Raw genomic sequence first — 21,437 nt, forward strand, 5'->3', positions numbered from 1 at the left:
GCGTTCAGTTGATCGGGTCGAGCTTGGCGATACCCAACGCCAGCGTCTTCACCCCGTGGCGGTTGAACTTGATCTGGGCACGCGCCTCGGCGCCCTCGCCTTCCAGCGTTGTGATGACGCCTTCCCCGAACTTGTTATGGAACACCGACTGGCCGACGCGGAAGCCGGTGGCCTCTGCGCGCTTGGCATCGGCGTAGTTTTTGCCGGTGTCCATGCCGCCAGTCGGGCGGCCGGTGTAGGCATCGTCGTCGCCACGCTCCGGGCGCTTGAACCAATCCTTGCCCCAGGCGGAATCGCCTTGCACCCGGCGCGTCGCCTGGTAGCCGGCGTGCTGCGGCGTCAGCCACTTCAATGTGTCCTCAGGCAGTTCATCGAAGAAGCGTGAGCGGATGTGGTAGCGGACCTGCCCGTGCAGCACGCGGCTTTGCGCGAACGACAGATACAACCGCTCACGCGCACGCGTGATCGCCACGTACATCAGGCGGCGCTCTTCCTCAAGGCCGTCCTTCTCCATCTGGCTGTTTTCGTGCGGGAACAAGCCCTCTTCGAGCCCGGTGATGAAGACGACGTGGAATTCCAGCCCCTTGGCCGCATGCACGGTCATCATCTGCACGGCATCCTGGCCAGCCTGGGCCTGGTTGTCGCCGGCTTCCAGCGAGGCATGCGTGAGGAAAGCCACCAGCGGCGTCATCTCCGCGGGCGTCTCGTCGGTCACCAGTTCAGAAGCGGTATCGGTCTCCCCGCCTTCGATGCGCAGCATGGCGTCGTGGCGCACGGGCAGCGCGGTCGCAATCGCGTCGACGCCGTAGCCCTCTTCGGCAACGAAGGCCTGGGCCGCGGTCACGAGTTCCTGCAAGTTCTCGATGCGGTCCTGACCTTCCTTCTCGCCCTGGTAATGCGTGATCAAGCCGCTGGCGTGAATGACGTGCTGCACGATTTCAGGCAGCGTCATCTGGCGCGTGTCGGCACGCATCTGTTCGATCAGACGGACAAACGCCGACAGCTTGGTGCCCGCCGCCCCCGTCAGATACGGCACCGCCGCCGCGAGCGAAATGCCATAGAGCCGCGCCGCATCCTGCAGCTGCTCCAGCGAGCGCGCCCCGACGCCACGCGCCGGGAAATTGACCACGCGACCAAAGGCCGCGTCATTGTCGGGATTCTCAAGAAGCTGAAGATACGCCAGCGCGTGCTTGATTTCCGCACGCTCGAAGAAGCGCAGGCCGCCGTACACCTTGTACGGGATGCCGGCCGAGAACAGCGCGTGCTCGATCACCCGCGACTGCGCGTTGCTGCGATACAGGATGGCGATTTCCGAGCGCGACATGCCGGTGGCAATCCGGTCGCGGATCTCATCGACAATCCAGCCGGCCTCCTGCCCATCCGTCGCAGCTTGGTAGACGCGCACCGGCTCGCCATGGCCGGCGTCGGTGCGCAGGTTCTTGCCCAGACGACGCGTGTTGTGCGAGATCAGGTGGTTGGCGGTATCCAGGATATGGCCGTGCGAGCGGTAGTTCTGCTCCAGCTTGATCCGGTGCTCGACGCGGAATTCGCGCTCAAAGTCGACCATGTTGCCTACGTTGGCGCCACGAAACGCGTAGATGCTCTGGTCATCGTCGCCCACGGCGAAGATGGCGTTGGGCGTGACACCAGGCTCGCCCAGGCCGGCGAGGATCTTCAGCCAGGCGTATTGCAGCTTGTTCGTATCCTGGAACTCGTCCACCAGGATGTGCTTGAAACGCCGTTGATAGTGCGCACGGATGGCGTCGTTGTAGCGCAGCAGTTCGTAGCAGCGGAGCAGCAGCTCGGCAAAATCGACCACGCCTTCGCGCTGGCATTGCGCGTCGTAAGCGGCGTAGAGGTCGGCCATGCGGCGGTCGTATTCGTTGGCGATTTCCAGATCGCCCGCGCGCAGGCCCTGCTCCTTGGCCCCGTTGATGAAGTACTGGACGTTCTTGGGCGGGAATTTCTCGTCGTCGATATTGAGCGACTTGAGCAGGCGTTTGACGGCGGACAGCTGATCTTGCGTATCCAGAATCTGGAACGTCTGCGGCAAACCAGCATCGCGGAAATGCGCGCGCAGCAACCGGTTGCACAGGCCGTGGAAGGTGCCGATCCACATGGCGCGCGTGTTGATCGGCAGCATGGCCTGCAGGCGGGCCGTCATTTCCTTGGCTGCCTTGTTCGTAAACGTGACGGCCAGCACACCCGACGGCAACACCCGCGCACTTTGAATCAGCCACGCGATGCGGGTAGTCAACACGCGCGTCTTGCCGCTGCCCGCCCCCGCCAGGATCAGCGCCGATTCATCGGGAAGCGTGATGGCAGCGCGTTGTTCGGGGTTCAGATTGGCGAGCAGGTCAGACATGCGGGAGGGGCCTCGGCAGAATCCTGAAATTATACCGGCCGCATTCGCCGCTTCGCCCGTGCCGGACATCGACACGCCGTATAATTCCATGCTTTCGCCCGCCATTTTCCTGGGCCAAACGTCTTTTTACGCCGCTTGCGCGCCCTGTCAGCATGACCGATCAAAACCAAGCCCTCGCCAAGAGTTTCGAACCCACCACCATTGAGCAAAAGTGGAGCGCAGCGTGGGAAGCGATGGGCGTCTCCCGTGCGACGCTCGAAGCTGGCAAGCCCGACTTCTGTATCCAGCTCCCGCCGCCGAACGTGACGGGCACGCTGCACATGGGCCACGCGTTCAACCAGACCATCATGGACGGCCTGACGCGCCACGCGCGTATGTCAGGCGCCAACACGCTGTGGGTACCGGGCACCGACCACGCGGGCATCGCCACGCAGATCGTCGTCGAACGCCAGTTGGATGCCCAGGGCGTATCGCGCCACGACATGGGCCGCGAGAAGTTCGTCGAAAAGGTGTGGGAATGGAAGGAGCAATCGGGCTCGACCATCACCCGTCAGGTGCGCCGCATGGGCGCCTCGATCGACTGGGAGCGCGAATATTTCACGATGGACCCGAAGATGTCGCGCGCGGTCAGCGACGTGTTCGTGCGTCTGTATGAGCAGGGCCTGATCTACCGCGGCAAGCGCCTCGTCAACTGGGATCCGGTGCTCGGCACCGCCGTGTCCGACCTGGAAGTGGTGAGCGAGGAGGAAGAAGGCTCGCTGTGGCACATCCGCTATCCGCTGGCCGAACCGGATGCCGTGCATGGCCTGACCCATCTGACGGTGGCCACCACTCGTCCGGAAACGATGCTCGGCGACACGGCCGTGATGGTGCACCCCGAGGATGAGCGCTACGCCCACCTCATCGGCAAGTTCGTCCACCTGCCGCTGACCGATCGCAAGATTCCGGTGATTGCCGACGAATACGTCGACCGCGAATTCGGCACCGGCGTGGTCAAGGTCACCCCGGGCCACGACTTCAACGACTACGCAGTGGGCCAGCGCCACAAGCTGCCGCAGCTGTCGATCCTGACGCTCGACGCGAAGATCGTTGCCGACGCGCCGGCCGCCTATGCTGGCCTGGATCGCTTCGACGCGCGCAAGAAGATCGTCGAGGACCTCGAAGCGCAAGGCCTGCTGGCCGAAGTCAAGAAACACACGCTGATGGTGCCGCGCGGCGACCGTACCGGCGTGGTCATCGAGCCGATGCTGACGGATCAGTGGTTCGTCGCCATGAGCAAGCCGGCACCGGAAGGCACGCGCTTCCCGGGCCGCTCCATCGCTGAAGTGGCCCTGGACGCCGTGCAGAGCGGCAAGATCAAGCTCGTTCCCGAGCAGTGGGTCAACACGTACAACCAGTGGCTGAACAACATCCAGGACTGGTGCATCTCGCGCCAACTGTGGTGGGGACACCAGATTCCGGCGTGGTACGACGAAGCCGGCAACGTGTATGTGGGGCGCACGGAAGAAGAAGCGAAAGCGCAAGCAGCCGCCAAGGGCTATACCGGCGCGCTCACGCGTGACGACGACGTGCTCGACACCTGGTTCTCGTCGGCGCTGGTGCCGTTCTCATCCCTGGGCTGGCCGGCCGACACCCCGGAACTGAAGCATTTCCTGCCGTCTACCGTGCTCGTCACGGGCTACGACATCATCTTCTTCTGGGTGGCGCGCATGGTCATGATGACTCTGCACTTCACCGGCGAAGTGCCCTTCCACACCGTCTACGTGCACGGCCTTGTGCGCGATTCGGAAGGCAAGAAGATGAGCAAGTCCGAGGGCAACACGCTCGACCCGGTGGACCTGATCGACGGTATCGCGCTGGAGCCGCTGCTGGCCAAGCGCACGACCGGCCTGCGCCGCCCCAAGGATGCACCCAAGGTCGAAAAACGCACGCGCAAGGAATTCCCAGACGGCATTCCGGCATTCGGTGCCGACGCGCTGCGCTTTACGTTCGCCTCGCTCGCCACGCTTGGCCGCAGCATCAACTTTGACCCGAGCCGCTGCGAAGGCTATCGCAATTTCTGCAACAAGCTCTGGAACGCCACGCGCTTCGTGCTGATGAACACCGAAGGCCAGGATTGCGGCATGCAGGAATGCGTCGGCGATTGCGGCCCCGAAGGCTACCTGCACTTTTCGCAGGCGGACCGCTGGATCGTCTCGCTGCTGCAGCGCGTGGAAACCGAAGTGGAAAAAGGCTTTGCCGATTACCGCTTCGACAACATCGCCAACGCCATCTACAAGTTCGTCTGGGACGAATACTGCGACTGGTATCTGGAACTGGCCAAGGTGCAGATCCAGACCGGCACACCGGCACAGCAGCGCGCCACACGCCGCACGCTGCTGCGCGTGCTGGAAACCGTGCTGCGCTTGGCGCATCCGATCATTCCTTTCATTACCGAAGAACTCTGGCAGAAGGTTGCGCCAATGGCGGGCCGCGCCAAGGGCGACGGCACCGAAAGCCTCGCGCTGCAGGAATACCCGCGCGCCGCGCTGTCCAAGATCGACGAGCAGGCCGAGCAGTGGGTGCAGCAATTGAAGGCGCTGGTGGACGCCTGCCGCAACCTGCGCGGCGAGATGAACATTTCCCCCGCGCAGCGCGTGCCGCTGTACGCCAATGGCGAAGCCGACTTCCTGCAAGTGGCGGCGCCGTACGTGCAAGCGCTGGGCAAGCTGTCTGAGGTGAAGGTCTACACGGACGCCGCCGCCATGGAACAGGACGGCGCCGGCGCACCGGTCGCCATCGTTGGCGAGAACAAATTGCTGCTGAAGATCGAGATCGACGTGGCCGCCGAGCATGCGCGCCTGTCGAAAGAAATCGACCGCCTGCGCGGCGAGATCACCAAGTGCGAAGCCAAGCTGGGCAACGAATCGTTCGTCGCCCGCGCACCGGCTGCCGTAGTGGAACAGGAACAAAAGCGTGTGACCGATTTCAAAGCCACGCTGGTCAAGCTGGAAGCCCAGATCGCACGGCTGCCGGTGCAGGCGGCCTGAGCGCCCAGAACAATCGATATCAAGGAAACCACGATGCAACGCGTCACCAAAGCCGTTTTCCCCGTCGCGGGGCTCGGAACCCGCTTTCTGCCGGCCACCAAGGCCAGCCCCAAGGAAATGCTGCCGGTCGTGGACAAGCCGCTGATCCAGTACGCGGTGGAAGAGGCCATGGCTGCCGGCATCACCGAGATGATCTTCGTGACCGGCCGCAGCAAGCGCGCCATTGAAGATCACTTCGACAAGGCCTACGAGCTGGAAGCCGAACTCGAAGCGAAGCAGAAGACCGCGCTGCTGGAGGTCGTGCGTTCGATCAAGCCGTCGCATGTGGATTGCTTCTACGTGCGCCAGCCGGAAGCGCTGGGGCTCGGCCACGCCGTGCAATGCGCCGAAAAGCTCGTCGGCGATGCGCCCTTCGCCGTCATCCTGGCTGACGACCTGCTGGACGGCGACCCGCCCGTCATGAAGCAAATGGTCGACCTGTACGAGCACTACAACTGCTCGGTGATCGGCGTGGAAGAAATCGACCCCGTGCAGAGCCGTTCGTACGGCGTGGTCGATGGCCGCCCGTGGGAAGAAGACGGCAGCGTCATCAAGATGTCAGGCATTGTCGAGAAGCCGGCGCCCGAAAATGCGCCGTCCAACCTCGGCGTGGTGGGCCGCTACATCCTCACGCCGCGCATTTTTGACCACATCCGCAACCTCAAGCCCGGTGCGGGCGGGGAGTTGCAGCTGACGGACGCCATCCAATCGCTGCTGTCTGCCGAACAAGTGCTGGCCTACCGCTACAAGGGCGTGCGCTACGACTGCGGCAGCAAGCTGGGCTACCTAAAGGCCACGGTGGAACTGGCGCTCAAGCACAAGGAAGTCGCGGACGAATTCCGCGCCTATCTGGCTGCGCGCGGCTGAGTCCAACGCGCGCATCACCATAGAAAAAACCCGCGCAGCTTAAGCTGGCGCGGGTTTTTTGTTGCCGGATCGTGTCCCGTCCGTCCGGCGCGGAGTTCCACCCGTTTTGCGAGGAGAGGCTGCAGCCCTTCTTATCGCGGTGCTGCCAACGGCTTGATGGTGTTGCTCAGCAGGCTCCAGTAAGAGCTGCTGCTGTACGGCAGCATCTGTTCAGCGTAGTTCCACCAGAAGTAGCCACCGATAAACCGTGGGTCGCCCGCCATCGTGGTGGTGCCCATCGGGTAGTACGACTTGATCAGGTTCTGCTGCACCGATGCCGGAGCCGATGTGCTGGACGTGCCGATTTCGCCGAAGCCCACCTTTGCCACCGGGAAGATGCTTTCGAGCAACTTGAAATCGTTTGCCCACGTCGGATGCAAACCGGGACAGTCCTGGTAGGGGTAGTAGCTGAACAGCGCGTAGTCAGCACCTTGGCGCACACGTGCAGGCAGATACGTCTGTGCCCAGGTACGCCACGAGTCCATCGGCAGCTCGTAGCAATTCGTGCCCTTGCCGTCGTCGTTGTAGTACATCGTGACCGCGGTCAGGCCGCCTGCAGCTTTGACGATGTCATGCGCCGCCGCGACCATGTTGCCGATATCGCGCTCCTCGCTCGCGGCTACCGAGTTCGGGCCGGTCGAGTCCGCGCGCAGCCATTCCCCGTTGATCTCGTTGGCGATCTCCCACACGTCCACTACGTTCTTCAGCGTGCCCACCAACTCGTTGGTACGGTCGGTGTACGTCTGCAGATCGCTCGGGAAGTAGTACGAATCCATGATCTCGCCCATCACGTAGGCGACAGCATGGAGTTTGACGAGCGCCGGGTAGTACTGCGCAGCCGACATACCCGGGTCAAAGACCACGCGCACGGTCGGCTTGTACGGCAAATGCGTGAGCGAGGCCACGATCGCGTTGATGTTGCTGACGTCGTCAACCGTGACACCATAGATCGGTGCCTTCGGACGCGTGGCCTGCGCCGAGGCGGTTTGGGTTCCGAGACCTGTCAGCGTCACCGCCGCCGTCAGACCTACCAAAGCGCGCAGGCTCATGCGCGCCGCTCTCTGTGCTGCTTTCTTGGTTTCCAACATTGTGATTTTCTATTCCCTCGGACGCAAAAACCTTACGCCCAGTACGTCGATGGACAAGCGCCGTCCTACCTGTGCGGTATCCCGATGTGGTGTGACTTCTTTGACACACTGAACACCGAACGGGTGCGAGCGTCAGATGACGCCCCGGTCGGCGAATGGATGCGCGATTAGAGGTCCTGCTGAGTCGATGGATCGATCAGCGGCCGTGCGCTTATTGATGGACTGGTACAGCTGGCGCGGGCACACCCGAGGGCTGCTCGCGGCTTGAAAAATATAACAAGCCCTGCACTTCAGTTGGCTGCCAACTGTGTTCCCCCCGTCGGCAGCCAAGCGGGATGATACCGAATGTTGCCGGGAGATCAACGAAATTTAACGCTGCTTACGCAACAATAATAAAAAAACCGCGGGTCTACAGGACACGCGGTTTCTTTGAAACGCCCGCTGGACGGACGTCTTGCCTGCACAGCCGTTTTTACTTGTGCCGGTAATTGATGCGACCCTTGGTGAGGTCGTACGGCGACATTTCCAGCTTCACGCGGTCGCCCGCCAGAATACGGATGCGGTGCTTCTGCATCTTGCCCGATGCGTAAGCCCAAATTTCCACGCCGTTTTCCAGTTGCACGCGAAAACGATTGTCGGGAAGTGCTTCAGACACCACCCCTTCAAATTCAATCAGTTCTTCCTTGGCCAAACTTGTTCCTTTGTATGCAGCACGCGGCTGCGCCGATGGTTGCAATGATGTGATGACCCACCCGAACCACGCCGCACGCCTGGACCAGCATGCAGCGGTACGCCGCGATCATCTGCCCGGACAGCGGGCCTGGGGGGTACCGAGTTGCACGAAACATAAAGTACGCCCACCTGTGGCGTGCGCCGCTTCGTGCAAGCAAGAGCGAGGATGGGTGGCGGTCGCAGATGCGCGCCGCCCGACTCGGCGCGGGGTATTCCCCGGTGCTGGACTCAGCCGCCACCGGCCATGACTGGCCCGGCGGAGAGCCGGATTCGCCCACTATTCTACCACGGGCGCGTTCCGCGGTTTCACGCCCCGTCAGCAGGAAGCGACAGTTCAGGAACGTCGCCATCGATGATGCTCTCAGCGAAGCGCAGCGCAGCAATGCGCGCAGCGCCCACATTGCTGAATTGCCGGTCCCCCGATAGGCGGAAGACCTGGGTCTGCCCGGGTTCGGGCGACTCCCCTGCCCGACAGATCATCACGGCTGCGTTGTAGCTGCGATCCTCCCTGGCCTCGGGCCAGCGTGCCGTGCGTTCATGTTGGAAAGCCAACGGATAAATGTCGAAGCCTTTGTATTGGCCCGCCGGCGATGTGTCCATCTGAAATGCCCCCTTCTTGAACGTCGAGTGCTGTCTGACTATACACCCGTGCGTTTTGCATGGCGATGAAAGCGACGGCAACGTTTGACTGCGGGCACGGTGCAATGGGCACACGCCCGCCTGCCCGGCCACGCTTTCGGCACCACCACGAAGGCTGGTCTGAAGAAGTTTCACATCGCCACCCTCCACGGCAGGGTACGGCGCAATCGGATTGTGCTAGCTTGAATTGGTGCTTGCCACGGCATTCAAACGGGTGCCCGCCGTCACCCGCAACGCACCAATTCCGACCCTTTCAAGAATGACGATGCGCCTGATCTCTCTGATTGCCCTGGCGTGTGCCGGGCTGATGCTGTCTGCCTGCGGTGGTGGTGACGGTGGCTCGTCATCGAGCCCGCAAGCCAGCGCTGCTTCCAACGCCGCGACCGCACAGTCGAAGGCGGTAGCTGCAACCGCCGCAGCCACCACACTTGCCTGCGGAGTCAACGGCACCTCGCCGCTGGCAGGCGTGCAAACTTGGATGTATCAGTTGCAGGGCATGACGACCAGCGCGCAAATCGATGCGCTGGACGCCCAGCCGTACGACATGCTGGTGATCGAGGCCAACAACACCGTCAAGGGGCTGGAGAATTTCAACACCGTCGACATGGTGGCGCGCCTGCGCACCAAGCCCGACGGCTCCGCGCGCAAGGTGCTCGCCTACATCGACATTGGCGAGGCCGAAGACTTCCGCACCTATTGGACATCGAGCTGGAAGGCGCCCACAGCGAGCGGGCCCGGCACTCCTGACTTCATCATCAAGGCCGACCCCGATGGCTGGGCCGGCGATTATCCGGTCGCGTTCTGGGACCCGCGCTGGCAAGCGCTCTGGCTCGGGCCGAACGGCGCCGTCGCACAACTGGCGCGCGAGGGATTCGATGGCGTCTATCTGGACTGGGTCGAGGCGTACGCCGAGCCTTCTGTGGCAGACGCGGCCCTGGCGGCAGGCATCGATCCGGCCAAGGCCATGGTGGATTTCATCGCCAAGATCCGTGCGGCCGGCCGCGCCATCAATCCGCAGTTCGCGGTGATCCAGCAAAATGCGTCGTCGTTGATTGACGACGTCGGCGAGTCAACGCTGCTGGCAACGATCGATGGCATCTCACAGGAAGATACGTGGTTCGGCGGCAGCTCCGGCGCCGCATGGAGCAGCGCCTCCGGTGGCGACAAGGCTGCGAGCACCGCCGACACGCAATGGACGATCGAACAGTTGCAGAAATACTGCGCCGGCAGCGTGCCCGTCTTCACGATCGACTACGCGTTGAAGACCACCAACGCGCAGAAGGTCTACACGGCGTCGCGCGGGCAAGGCTTCCGCCCGCTGGTCTCGCGCATTGCGCTGTCCAAGCCGACGACTACGCCGCCCTGGAATTACTGAGCACGCTCAACGACGCACCGGCCGGCGCATCGGCAAACGGCAGGCCGACGTAGTTTTCGGCCAGCACGCGCGCGCCGGCCGCTGAGCTGGTTACGTAGTCCAGCTCGGCGCGCTGCAGCTTCTGCATGAACGGCGTGTGGTCGTCAAAGCGATGCAGCATCGACGTCATCCACCACGAGAAATGCTCCGCGCGCCAGACGCGTTGCAGGCAGCGCTCGGCGTAGCCTGCAAGCTGGGTGGTGTCGTTCTGCTTGTAGCGTGCCGTGAGCGCCTGTGCCAGGACGCGCACGTCGGCAACGGCGAGGTTCATGCCCTTCGCGCCTGTAGGCGGCACGATGTGCGCAGCATCGCCTGCCAGGAACAGGCGCCCGTACTGCATCGTCTCGCAGACGAAGCTGCGCATCGGCGTGACGCTCTTCTGCAGAATCGGACCTTCCTTCAGGCGCCAGCCGTCGTTGTTTTCCAGGCGCGTGTGCAGCTCGTCCCAGATGCGCGCATCCGACCATTCAGCCAGGTTCTCGTCCGGCTTGCATTGCAGGTAAAGCCGCGTGATCTTGGGTGAACGCATGCTGAAGAGCGCAAAGCCGCGATCATGGTTTGCGTAGATCAGCTCTTCCGCCGCCGGTTCGGCTTCCGCCAGGATGCCAAGCCACGCAAAGGGATAGACGCGCTCGAACACCGCTTGCCGCTGCGCGGGAATCGCCTGCCGGCAGATGCCGTGAAAGCCATCGCAGCCGGCGATGTAATCGCATTGCAATGTCTGCGGCACGCCGTCGTGGACGAACTGCACCGAAGGCGTGGCCGACTCGATGTCGTGCACCGACACATCGCTCACATCGAACAACAGCGGCGCACCCTGCTGCACGCGTGCGGCAATCAGATCCTTCACCACCTCGTGCTGCCCATAGACCGTGATCGAGCGGCCGCCCGACATCGCCGTCAGATCGATGCGATGGCGTTTGCCGCCGAACAGCAAGTCGATACCGTGGTGCACGAGCCCCTCGCGCCGCATGCGCTCGCCCACGCCCGCTTCGTTGAGCACGTCGACCGTGCCTTGCTCCAGCACGCCGGCGCGGATGCGCTCTTCAACGTACGCGCGGCTCTTGGTTTCGAGGATGACGGCGTCGATGCCGTTGCGGTGCAGAAGCTGTCCGAGCAAAAGGCCTGACGGACCTGCGCCAATGATGGCGACCTGGGTGCGCATGATGGTTGTCTCCGGATGGATTTGGAATCGTACTGGCAACCATTGTTGGCGCGTGCCTTGATATCGCACAATGCAATATTGTCGATAAACTGTATCGCCGATTCAGATAGTGCGATTGCCATGTCCACCCTGCCCAACTTCGATCTGAACTTGTTGCCGATCCTGCTGGCGCTGCATGATGCGCGCAGCGTGAGCATGGCCGCGCAACAGCTTGGCATGAGCCAGCCAGGCGTGAGCACGGCGCTGGGCAAGCTGCGCGCGGCATTCGACGACCCGCTGTTCGTGCGCACCTCGCGGGGCATGGAGCCGACGCCACGGGCGCTGGCGCTCATTCCCGCGGCGCGCGACGTGCTGGCCCGTGTGCAGGAAGGCATTCTTGAGACCGGCGCGTTCGATCCGGCCACCACCACGCACACGTTCTCGATCTCGTTGTCCGACGTAGGCGAGATGGTCTTTCTGCCGCGCATTGTCGAGGCGATGGCACGGCAGGCGCCGCGGGCTTCGGTGCAGTCCGTATCGCTTCCGCCGGCGCAGATCGAGCGCGCGCTGGAGACCGGTTCGCTTGACCTGGCCGTCGGTTACTTCCCCGACCTGAAAAAGAACAACTTTTTCCAACAGCGGTTGTTTACGCATTACTTCACGTGCATCGTGCGGGCTGACCATCCCGTCACGCGCGGCGGCAATACGAAGCTGTCGATGGCGCAGTTTCTGGAATACGGACATGCCGTGGTGCGCGCAGAGGGCCGCAGCCAGGAACTGTACGAACGGTTTCTGGAACGCAAGCGCATCCGACGGACGCCAGCGCTACTCACGCCGCATTTCATGAGCATCCCGTTCATCCTCGCGCGCACAGACTTGATTGCGACGGTGCCGCACGCCGTCGGACTGTCGTTCATGCAATCGCACGCCAACATCCGCGTGATGGAACCGCCGCTGGAGCTGCCGAGCTTCGATCTCAAGCAGCACTGGCATCGCAAGTTTCACAATGACGCCCGCAGCCAATGGCTCCGGGCCCTCGTGTCGTCGCTGTTCAACGATGAGGCGGACGAATGGCGTGAACCCGGCCATCGGCCTGCCCAACGGAAGAACACAAGGTAATCGATCGGACGGGTATTGCCGGGTCTGCCCGATGTGTTGCGTGCCGACCCGGGGGCGATGCCATTACCTCTTTGCAGCGTGCTCCGCATCCATCTCGGCAAACACCGTCTGCGCCAGATGGAAGGCATGGTTGGCCGCCGGCACACCGCAGTAGATTGCCGCCTGCAGCAGCGTTTCCTGAATCTCGTCGCGCGTAACGCCGTTGTTGGCGGCAGCGCGCAGGTGCAGGCGCAACTCACCGTCGCGGCCGAGGGCGACCATCATGGCGATCGTCAGCAGGCTGCGTGTGTGGCGCGGCAAGCCGGGGCGTGTCCAGATTTCACCCCACGCGTAGCGCGTGATGAGGTCCTGAAACGGAGCCGTCAGCTCAGTCTGCGCAGCATTGGCACGGTCGACGTGAACATCGCCCAGTACGGCGCGGCGCACTTCCATGCCCGCCGCGTAGCGTTCACGATCATCCATGGGCAACCTCGCGCACAACGCCGGTCGTCAAGAAGCTCACAAGCGCTTTCGTGTAGCCGTCGGCCTGCTCCCAGTTGGCGAGGTGGCCGGCTGACAGTTCGATGTACTGGGCGCCGGGCACGCCGTCGGCAATGAGCTTGGTCTGTGCAGCCGGCGTGGAAATATCGTGCGTGCCGCCAATCACCAGCATCGGCACGCGGATGTTCGGCATATGCGCGCGCAAATCCGCATCGCGAATGGCTGCACAGTTGCCGTTGTAGCCAGCATCCGGCGTGGACAGCAGCATCGCCTTGACGATGTCGACGCGGTTCGCGTTGGCGTCGCGGTAGCCCTGGGTGAACCAGCGCTCCAGCACCGTCTCCGTAATGCTGGCCATGCCGCCCTGTTCGACCTGCGCGATGCGGGTGTTCCAGCTTTGCTGCGTGCCGATCAGCGCGGCAGTGTTCGTCACGACCATGCGAGGGAAGCGCTCGCCGTGATACGCGGCCAGCCACAGGCCCGTCAGCCCGCCCATAGACAGACCGCAAAACAGCGCCAGCTCAATGTTGTAGTGGTCGAGCAGCGCGAGCACATCACCACCGAGTTGCGCGACGCCAAACGGCGCGTCCGGCACGCTCGATTGTCCGTGGCCGCGTTGGTCATAGCGCAGCAGGCGGAAGTGCTGGCGCAATGCTTCGAGCTGCGGCTCCCACATACCGAGGTTGGTGCCGAGCGAGTTCGACAGCACCAGCACCGGCTTACCCGTGCCGGGCCCATCATCGAATTCGTGATACAGGCGGACGTTGTCGTGTTCGAGCCAGGGCATGGTGTCTCCGTGGAATACGTGTTCAGGGGTGGCGGCGAGCGTGTTCCGCGAGCACGCGGTCAACGGCGGCGCCCGCATCGCCAAGGTAATGGGTGGGGTCGAGCAGCGCGCTCAGCCGCTGCGGTGCGGCGGCCCCCCAGATGCGTAGGACGTCGGCATCCTGGGCCAGTACGTCATGCAGCGTCTTGTGCTCGTGTACCGCTTTGCGGCTGGCCGCTTCGACCACATGGTGCGCTTGCAGGCGACCAAGATCAGTACCGAGCGCCAGCATCACGGCTTCACCGAGGATCAGGCCGTGCGTGAGGTCGAGATTCGTGCGCATGCGAGCGGCGTCGACCTGCAAGCCCTCAACGATGTCGCACATCCGATCGAGCGCGCCCGCTGCGAGGCAGGCCATCTCGCGCATCGTCGCCCACTGCGCCTGCCAACCGCCGAGCGCGCGTTCGTGCTCCTGCGGCAGCGCAGCCAGCAGCGTGCTCGCCAAGCCAGGCATGCGCGTGGCCACAGCCAGCACCGTCGCGCAACCAACCGGATTGCGCTTATGCGGCATGGTGGAGGAACCGCCCTTGCCCGCAGCGGACGGCTCGGCAACTTCGCCAACCTCGGTCTGCATCATCAGTGAGAGATCGCGGGCGAAGTGGCCCAGCATGCCGGTCAGCAACGCGAGCGTCGTACCAATATCGGCGATTCGATCCTGCTCGCCGTGCCAAGAGAGCGTCGGCAGCGGCAGATCAAGCTCGTGCGCCAGCGTTTGAGCGACAGCACGTGCATGTTCACCCAAGCTGGCGAGCGTGCCCGCTGCCCCGCCAAACTGCAATGCGGGCACATGCGCGCGCAACGCGGTAAAGCGATCCTGCGCGCGATGCACCGCTTCCAGCCAGCCCGCAACCTTGCGCCCGAACGTTGTCGGCAGCGCCTGCTGCAGCCACGTGCGCGCCACCATCGGCGTATTGCGATGACGTTGCGCCAGCGCAGCAAGCGCGTCCGCCAGCTTTTGCAAATCCGCTTCGATCAGGTCCGCCGATTGCCGCCACTGCAGCATCAGACCGGTATCGATGATGTCCTGGCTGGTGGCGCCCCAATGCACGTAGCGCGCGGCGTTTTCATCATGCTGCGCGACAGCGGCAGTCAGCTGCTTGACCAGCGGGATCGCCAGGTTGCCTGCGCTGGCCGCGGCATTGCCGAGCGCTTCCAAGTCCAACGTCGCCTTGGCGCACACTGCGCGAATCGGCGCAACGGCTTCGGCCGGAATCACGCCAAGCGCGCCTTCGGCCTGGGCGAGCGCAGCCTCCACATCGAGCATCGCGCGCACGGTGGCTGCATCGGACCACACCGCCAACATGGCAGGCGTGGAGAAGGCGCGATCGAGCAGTCCGCTGGTCATGGCCGTATCAAACGCGTTCGATCACCAGCGCGATGCCCTGCCCCACACCGATGCACATCGTGCACAGCGCATAGCGTCCGCCCGTGCGTTGCAGCTGATACATCGCCGTCGTCACCAGGCGCGCGCCGCTCATGCCGAGCGGGTGGCCCAGCGCGATGGCGCCGCCGTTCGGATTGACGCGCGGATCGTCATCACGCAGGCCCAGTTGACGCGTCACAGCCAAACCCTGCGCAGCAAACGCCTCGTTCAGCTCAATCACATCCAGCTGATCGATGCTCAAGCCAAGCTGCTTGAGCAGCTTTTGCGACGCCGGTGCCGGGCCAATGCCCATCACGCGCGGCGGCACGCCAGCGGTGGCCATGCCGACAATGCGCGCACGCGGCGTCAGGCCAAAGCGCTTGGCAGATTCTTCGTTGGCAAGGAGCAGCGCGCAGGCGCCATCGTTCACGCCCGACGCATTGCCGGCCGTCACCGTGCCGTCCGGACGTACCACGCCCTTGAGCTTGGCGAGCGCTTCCATGGTCGTTGCGCGCGGATGCTCGTCACGGCTGACAACGATGGCATCGCCCTTCTTCTGCGGGATCGTCACCGGCGTAATTTCCTGCGCGAGCGTGCCGTCTTCCTGCGCACGTGCGGCGCTCGCCTGGCTGCGCACCGCGAAGCGGTCTTGATCTTCGCGGTTGATGTTGTAGTCGGTGGCGACGTTCTCGGCAGTCTCCGGCATCGAGTCGACGCCGTACTGCGCCTTCATGAGCGGGTTGATGAAGCGCCAGCCGATGGTCGTGTCGTAGATGGCAGCATCGCGCGAGAAGGCGCTGGCCGCCTTGCCCATCACGAACGGCGCGCGGCTCATGCTCTCGACGCCACCCGCGATCATCAGCGCGGTCTCACCCGAGCGGATGGCGCGCGCAGCGGTGCCGGTGGCGTCCATGCCCGAGCCGCACAGGCGGTTGATGGTCGAACCTGGAACGCTGTCCGGCAACCCGGCCAGCAGCGACGACATGCGCGCCACGTTGCGATTGTCTTCGCCCGCCTGATTGGCGCAGCCGAAGATCACGTCGTCGATGGCCGACCAATCGACCTGCGGGTTGCGCGCCATCAGCGCCTTGAGCGGCACCGCGCCCAGGTCATCGGCGCGCACGGCGGACAGGCTGCCGCCATATCGGCCGATGGGAGTCCGGATGGCGTCGCAGATAAAGGCTTCGGTCATGATGGTCTGTCTCCAATGGTTCTAGGCACGACGCAACGGCGCCGCCGTCATCGTCTGCAGCGTATCGAAATCGAGGCCGTCGGCCATCTCGCGCACCACCAGCCCCTCGGGCGTGATGTCGATCACGGCAAGATCGGTGTAGATGGTATCGACACAGCCGATGCCCGTCAGCGGGTACGTGCACGACGGCACGATCTTGCTTTCGCCCTGCTTGGTCTGGTGCTCCATCATGACGAAGACGCGCTTGGCACCAATAGCCAGGTCCATCGCGCCGCCCACGGCGGGAATCGCGTCCGGTGCACCGGTGTGCCAGTTGGCGAGATCACCCGTGGCCGACACCTGAAAGGCGCCAAGCACGCAATAGTCAAGATGGCCGCCGCGCATCATGGCAAACGAATCGGCGTGATGGAAAAACGATGCGCCAGGCTTGACGGTGACCGGCTGCTTGCCGGCGTTGATCAGGTCTTCGTCTTCTTGCCCGGGCGCGGGCGCGGGGCCCATGCCGAGCAGGCCATTCTCGGTATGCAGGATGATTTCGCGATCGGCCGGCAACTGGTTCGCCACGAGCGTCGGCAGGCCGATGCCCAGGTTGACGACCGAGCCGTCGGGAATATCACGCGCCACACGGGTAGCGATCTGATCGCGCGTCCAGCGCTGGATCTTCGTGGTGGTATCGGCGGTCATGCGGCCTCCTTGGCGGGTTGCGCGGAGCCGAGCTTCACGACGCGCTTCACAAAAATGCCCGGCGTGACGATGTGCTCTGGGTCCAGCTCGCCCAACTCTACCGTCTCGCTGACCTGCGCGATGGTGCACTTGGCCGCCATGGCCATCACCGGCCCGAAGTTGCGTGCGGTCTTGCGATAGACGAGATTGCCCCAGCGGTCTGCGCGCAACGCCTTGATGAGGGCGTAGTCGGCAGTCAACGGCAGCTCGAACACGTACGGCTTGCCGTCGATGATGCGCGTTTCCTTGCCTTCGGCCAATTGCGTGCCGTAGGCGGTCGGGCAGAAAAAGCCACCAATGCCGGCACCTGCGGCGCGGATGCGCTCGGCCAGATTGCCTTGCGGCACCAGCTCCAGTTCGATCTCGCCGCCACGGTAGAGCGCATCGAACACATACGAATCGGCCTGACGCGGGAACGAGCAGACGATTTTGCGAACGCGGCGCGCCTTGAGCAGCGCTGCCAGGCCCGTCTCGCCATTGCCGGCGTTGTTGTTGATGATGGTCAGCTCACGCGCGCCGTGCGCGATCAGGCCGTCGATGAGTTCCGAGGGCATGCCGGCAGTACCGAACCCGCCGATCATGATGGTGGCACCGTCCGGGATATCGGCCAGGGCGGCCTCCACAGACGGACAAAGCTTGTTGATCACGTGCATTCTCCGGCAAGGGCGCCGCACATTCTTCGATGGTAGGCGCGGTTCGGAGCATCGCGGGGCCAGACATGGCCGGGCCGCGATCGGGCGGCCTGCGAGTCTCCTGTTTGATGATCGGATCGACAAGGCCCGGGCTGTCTGGCCTAAGTTTGCTTCCCTCATTTGTTCGATCTACGAACGTAAGTTCGATCCGAGAACTAATCTACGCCTCTCGACGTTGAGGTGTCAAGGCGTACGCATACCGATCACCCGTTCGAGTGGCGAAACCGGCGCAATGCCAGTAGTCTTGAGTGCACTGCACCGCTTTCCGCCTTTCTTTGCATGTCTGCTTCCGAACTGCCCACCGAAAAGCCCAGCGATTCCTACGTCCAGTCGTTTGCACGGGGGCTGTCGGTCATCTGCGCGTTCAATGCCGAACGCCCCGCGCAAACACTTTCAGAGGTGGCCGAAGCCGCCGGCCTGACCCGCGCCGGCGCCCGCCGCATCCTGCTCACGCTGGTCAGCCTGGGCTATGTCAGCTTTGAAGGCCGCCTCTTCCGCCTTACGCCCAAGATCCTCGATCTCGGCTTCGCCTACCTCACCTCGATGCCGTTCTGGAACCTTGCCGAGCCGGTGATGGAAGAACTCGTGCAGACGGTGCATGAAAGTTGCTCTGCCTCGGTATTGGATGGGACGGAAATCGTCTACGTCCTGCGGGTGCCCACGCAGAAGATCATCGCGCTGAACCTGTCGGTCGGCAGCCGGCTGCCGGCGTTCTGCACGTCGATGGGCCGTGTGCTGCTGTCGGGTCTGCCCGAAGATCAACTCGACATCGCCCTGCGCGAATCCGACCGGCGTGCACGGACGCAGCGCACCATTACCGATGTCGATGCATTGAAAGAGGTCATTGCCGGCGTGCGCCAGCAGGGTTGGGCGCTGGTCGACCAGGAGCTTGAGGAAGGGTTGATTTCGCTGTCGGCGCCGATCCGCAATCGGGCCGGCGACATCATTGCCGCCATGAACATCAGCGGGCAGGCCAACCGGACTTCCGGTAAACAGATGACGAAGCAGTTTCTCGGTCCGCTGCAGCAGGCGGCCGAGCGCATTTCGGCCATGGTGCGTGTACGGACCTGACCCGAGTTGAAAGCGGCCGCGCCAGTGCGCTTCCCGCCTCGCATCCCGACAGTTTTTTCAATAAAATTGTGGCTCCGTGGGCAAAGAGGATGTCTGTGACTCAACACACCGCCATTCACACCGGTCTGGATGTGAAAGGTTGCCAACGCCGGGGGCGTGCTTCGCGCGTCCTGGCGCTTGCCCTCCCGTTGCTGTCCAGCCCTGTTTGGGCCCAATCGACGCCGTTGGCGACGGCCCTGCAGGAATTGACGCCGCTGGCCCGCATGCTGGTGGGCGCAGCCACGGGCCGCAGTACGGCGGCTGCCGGCGTTCCAGCCCTGACAGGGCCCGCCCGTAATGCAGATCGCGCTCTTGCCCAGGCCTGCGCCGAAATCAACCGTTTCACCCCCGTCCCGCTCGACCGCGAGACCGCGCTGGCGCAATGCTCGCTGGCGCAGAAGAAGAACCTTGTCTTCGTCATCACCCTGACCAACTACGCGGCGCACTCGGCTGCGTCGCAGGGCTTTCGGCTGAATTTCGTGCCGATCCTGCAGAAGAACATCTGCAACAACGGCGACGTGCGCATCCTCACGCGGCTGGGCTTGAGCCTGGTCTACCGCTATCGGGGCAACGACCACGAGACGGTGGGCGACGTGCCCATCAACGAATCGATCTGCGGCACGCTTTAAGCGCGCGCTTCGCCCCGGGAATCCCCTGATGGAGCGCAGTCGGCCGCCATGTCATTAATGGCAGACAAAGTCTCATTTCACGAAACATCCGCCGGGCTCCTGCCTTGCTGCGCCAGCCTGACCGGGCTGCGGGCGCGCGACCCGGCCACCCCCACATCCCGCCTGTGCACCGCACCCCGCCCTGCTTGCCACCTGCCATCTGTGCCGCTGCGGCATGGACTATAGTTGGGCGTTTCACCTGGCGTCATATGGTTATCCGAAGTCCGCGCATGCAAAAGACGCATACGCCGGTATGCTCGCGGGCGGTTCTTATTCGCACACTGTCCACCACCCAAGTCGTCAAAGAGGAAATCCGATGAAAACAAACCGACGTCTGACACACTTTGCCGGTGCCGCCATTCTGGCCGCGGCAACCCTGGCCGCCGCCACCGCGCATGCTGATCAAATTTCCGACATCAAGAAGAAGGGCGAACTGGTCTGCGGCGTGCTCGGCACCGACGAGCCGTTCAGCTTCCTGAAAGACCCGATGAGCCGCGAGATCGTCGGCTATGACGTCGACATGTGCGACGCCATCGCCAAGAGCCTGGGCGTCAAGCCCGTGCTCAAGCAACTGGCCGTGGCCGCCCGCCTGCCCGAACTGCAGCAAGGCCGCGTGGATCTGCTGGCCGCCTCGCTCACGCACAACAAGGAGCGCGAGGCGCAGATCGACTTCTCGGTGTCGACGTTCATCACCGGTCAGAAGGCCATGGTGAAGAAGAGCAGCGGCATCACGTCGCTCGGTCAGCTGGATGGCAAGAAGCTTCTGACCGTCAAGGGTTCGACCATGGAAGCCAACATTGCCAAGGCCATCAAGAACGCCGACGTTGTGTCGTTCGACAACAGCCCGCAGGCACTGCTGGCCCTGCAGCAAGGCAAGGGCGTCGCCTACGTTAACGACGAAACCACGCTGATCGGCAACATGGCCAAGATGGGCCCGGCGGCCAAGGACTACGCGCTGCTGCCGGAAAACCTGTCGACCGAACACCTCGCACTGGGCATCCGCAAGGGCGAACCGGCCTTCAAGAAGCAGGTTGACGACGTGCTGCTGGGCATGGAAAAGAGCGGCGAGGCGCAGAAGCTGTTCGACAAGTGGTTCGGCCCGAACACCAAGATGGCCTTCCCGCAGCGTACCTTCAAGATTTCTACCGACAAGATCGATTAATCGTTAAAGGTCGGGCCGCCCAGACACCGTTCTGGGCGGTGAATCTCCATGCCCCATTTTGATTTGTCGATGCTGCTCTCGGGGCAGTATCACCAGTGGCTCGTCAGCGGTTTCTTCCTGTCGATCAAGCTCTCCGTACTGGCCTTCGTGCTGGCGCTGCCGCTTGCCATCGTGGTGGCGCTGCTGCACCTGGCGCCGCTGGCACCGCTGCGCGGCATCGGTCAGACCTATGTCGAAGCCATCCGCAACGTGCCGCTGCTCGCCCACATGCTGTTCTGGTATTTCGGCGCGCCGCAGATCCTGCCGGAGTTCATCCGGGACTGGCTCTACAGCATGAACTACGAGGCCGCGAGCGCCGTCATTGCGCTCGTGCTCTACACGGCCGCATATATGGCGGAGGACATCCGCAGCGGCATCCGCTCGATTCCGAAGGAACAGCTTGAAGCCAGCCGCGCGCTCGGGCTCTCGTTCCTGCAGGCCATGCGCCTGGTGGTGCTTCCGCAATCCTTGCGCGTGACGGTTCCTCCGCTGGTCAGCCAAACGTTGAACCTGTGGAAGAACTCCAGTATCGCCATGGTCATCGGCGTGGCCGAATTGATGTACCAGGCGCAGCAGGTCGAGTCCGCCACGTTCCGCGGCTTTGAGGCGTTTGCCTTTGCCACCGCGGCCTATCTGACCATCTCGATTGCGATCACGGTGTTCTCGGCCTGGTATCAGCATCGCTACCCCGTCCGGACGCTGTAGCC

At 63.4% G+C, this 21,437-nt stretch carries 19 protein-coding genes; 8 read left to right on the forward strand and 11 right to left on the reverse strand.

Annotated features, from left to right (window positions below):
- Positions 1 to 4: 4 nt before the first annotated feature.
- Positions 5 to 2,365: a UvrD-helicase domain-containing protein gene (locus N5B55_RS10900; RefSeq protein WP_304538179.1), complete on the reverse strand. Its 2,361-nt coding sequence runs from the start codon at positions 2,363 to 2,365 to the stop codon at positions 5 to 7.
- Between the two features lie 152 nt (positions 2,366 to 2,517).
- Between N5B55_RS10900 and N5B55_RS10905 the strand changes: the two genes are divergently transcribed.
- Both N5B55_RS10905 and galU read left to right on the forward strand, forming a co-directional pair.
- Complete coding sequence (locus N5B55_RS10905) at positions 2,518 to 5,394, forward strand: valine--tRNA ligase (protein ID WP_178960465.1); 2,877 nt, start codon at positions 2,518 to 2,520, stop codon at positions 5,392 to 5,394.
- A gap of 33 nt (positions 5,395 to 5,427) precedes the next feature.
- Positions 5,428 to 6,300 (forward strand): UTP--glucose-1-phosphate uridylyltransferase GalU, encoded by an 873-nt coding sequence (galU, locus tag N5B55_RS10910; protein WP_037028380.1) that lies wholly within the window; start codon positions 5,428 to 5,430, stop codon positions 6,298 to 6,300.
- A gap of 131 nt (positions 6,301 to 6,431) precedes the next feature.
- On the opposite strand, the gene N5B55_RS10915 is transcribed toward galU, so the two are convergent.
- The 3 genes from N5B55_RS10915 to N5B55_RS10925 all read right to left on the reverse strand — a co-directional run bounded on the left by N5B55_RS10915 (position 6,432) and on the right by N5B55_RS10925 (position 8,759).
- Positions 6,432 to 7,427 (reverse strand): hypothetical protein, encoded by a 996-nt coding sequence (locus N5B55_RS10915; protein ID WP_154206596.1) that lies wholly within the window; start codon positions 7,425 to 7,427, stop codon positions 6,432 to 6,434.
- A 472-nt stretch (positions 7,428 to 7,899) separates the two neighbouring features.
- Positions 7,900 to 8,118: a translation initiation factor IF-1 gene (gene infA, locus N5B55_RS10920; protein ID WP_004631109.1), complete on the reverse strand. Its 219-nt coding sequence runs from the start codon at positions 8,116 to 8,118 to the stop codon at positions 7,900 to 7,902.
- A gap of 347 nt (positions 8,119 to 8,465) precedes the next feature.
- A complete protein-coding gene (locus tag N5B55_RS10925; protein WP_004631110.1) occupies positions 8,466 to 8,759 on the reverse strand; it encodes a hypothetical protein in 294 nt (97 codons plus the stop codon).
- Between the two features lie 304 nt (positions 8,760 to 9,063).
- Here N5B55_RS10925 and N5B55_RS10930 point away from each other — a divergent pair, with 304 nt between their 5' ends.
- Entirely contained in the window at positions 9,064 to 10,173 is a 1,110-nt protein-coding gene (locus N5B55_RS10930) for an endo alpha-1,4 polygalactosaminidase (RefSeq protein WP_304538180.1), read from the forward strand.
- Here the strand turns inward: N5B55_RS10930 and pobA are convergent.
- Positions 10,151 to 11,377 (reverse strand): 4-hydroxybenzoate 3-monooxygenase, encoded by a 1,227-nt coding sequence (pobA, locus tag N5B55_RS10935; protein ID WP_304538181.1) that lies wholly within the window; start codon positions 11,375 to 11,377, stop codon positions 10,151 to 10,153. The genes N5B55_RS10930 and pobA overlap by 23 nt on opposite strands.
- A gap of 120 nt (positions 11,378 to 11,497) precedes the next feature.
- On the opposite strand from pobA, the gene N5B55_RS10940 reads away from it, so the two are divergent.
- Entirely contained in the window at positions 11,498 to 12,475 is a 978-nt protein-coding gene (locus tag N5B55_RS10940; RefSeq protein ID WP_065859845.1) for a LysR family transcriptional regulator, read from the forward strand.
- A 63-nt stretch (positions 12,476 to 12,538) separates the two neighbouring features.
- On the opposite strand, the gene pcaC is transcribed toward N5B55_RS10940, so the two are convergent.
- Genes pcaC through N5B55_RS10970 form a run of 6 tightly spaced genes read right to left on the reverse strand, consistent with a single transcriptional unit; the run spans position 12,539 to position 17,706 of the window.
- A complete protein-coding gene (pcaC, locus tag N5B55_RS10945) occupies positions 12,539 to 12,937 on the reverse strand; it encodes a 4-carboxymuconolactone decarboxylase (RefSeq protein WP_304538182.1) in 399 nt (132 codons plus the stop codon).
- Positions 12,930 to 13,742, reverse strand: coding sequence for a 3-oxoadipate enol-lactonase (gene pcaD / locus N5B55_RS10950; RefSeq protein WP_304538183.1), 813 nt, complete (start codon positions 13,740 to 13,742; stop codon positions 12,930 to 12,932). Before pcaD ends, pcaC begins: the two co-directional genes overlap by 8 nt.
- Positions 13,743 to 13,764: 22 nt before the next feature.
- A complete protein-coding gene (locus N5B55_RS10955) occupies positions 13,765 to 15,126 on the reverse strand; it encodes a 3-carboxy-cis,cis-muconate cycloisomerase (RefSeq protein WP_304538184.1) in 1,362 nt (453 codons plus the stop codon).
- A 7-nt stretch (positions 15,127 to 15,133) separates the two neighbouring features.
- A complete protein-coding gene (gene pcaF, locus N5B55_RS10960) occupies positions 15,134 to 16,336 on the reverse strand; it encodes a 3-oxoadipyl-CoA thiolase (protein ID WP_154206603.1) in 1,203 nt (400 codons plus the stop codon).
- Between the two features lie 21 nt (positions 16,337 to 16,357).
- Entirely contained in the window at positions 16,358 to 17,020 is a 663-nt protein-coding gene (locus N5B55_RS10965; RefSeq protein WP_154206604.1) for a CoA transferase subunit B, read from the reverse strand.
- Positions 17,017 to 17,706 (reverse strand): 3-oxoacid CoA-transferase subunit A, encoded by a 690-nt coding sequence (locus N5B55_RS10970; RefSeq protein ID WP_304538185.1) that lies wholly within the window; start codon positions 17,704 to 17,706, stop codon positions 17,017 to 17,019. The genes N5B55_RS10965 and N5B55_RS10970 overlap by 4 nt, the downstream gene beginning before the upstream one ends.
- 324 nt (positions 17,707 to 18,030) lie before the next feature.
- On the opposite strand from N5B55_RS10970, the gene N5B55_RS10975 reads away from it, so the two are divergent.
- The 4 genes from N5B55_RS10975 (at position 18,031) to N5B55_RS10990 (ending at position 21,435) form a co-directional block, all read left to right on the forward strand.
- Complete coding sequence (locus tag N5B55_RS10975; protein ID WP_304538186.1) at positions 18,031 to 18,822, forward strand: IclR family transcriptional regulator; 792 nt, start codon at positions 18,031 to 18,033, stop codon at positions 18,820 to 18,822.
- An 89-nt stretch (positions 18,823 to 18,911) separates the two neighbouring features.
- Positions 18,912 to 19,490, forward strand: a complete 579-nt coding sequence (locus N5B55_RS10980) for a hypothetical protein (protein ID WP_065859852.1) — start codon at positions 18,912 to 18,914, stop codon at positions 19,488 to 19,490.
- Positions 19,491 to 19,845: 355 nt separating this feature from the next.
- The gene (locus N5B55_RS10985; protein ID WP_154206606.1) at positions 19,846 to 20,691 is read left to right on the forward strand and encodes an ABC transporter substrate-binding protein; all 846 of its coding nucleotides are present in this window, start codon (positions 19,846 to 19,848) and stop codon (positions 20,689 to 20,691) included.
- Between the two features lie 48 nt (positions 20,692 to 20,739).
- Positions 20,740 to 21,435 carry an amino acid ABC transporter permease gene (locus tag N5B55_RS10990; RefSeq protein WP_304538187.1) on the forward strand — a complete coding sequence of 232 codons (696 nt, stop codon included), beginning with the start codon at positions 20,740 to 20,742 and terminating at the stop codon, positions 21,433 to 21,435.
- Positions 21,436 to 21,437 lie beyond the last annotated feature (2 nt).

Origin of the sequence: Ralstonia pickettii, from assembly GCF_030582395.1 — a bacterium.
GTDB lineage: Bacteria > Pseudomonadota > Gammaproteobacteria > Burkholderiales > Burkholderiaceae > Ralstonia > Ralstonia pickettii_D.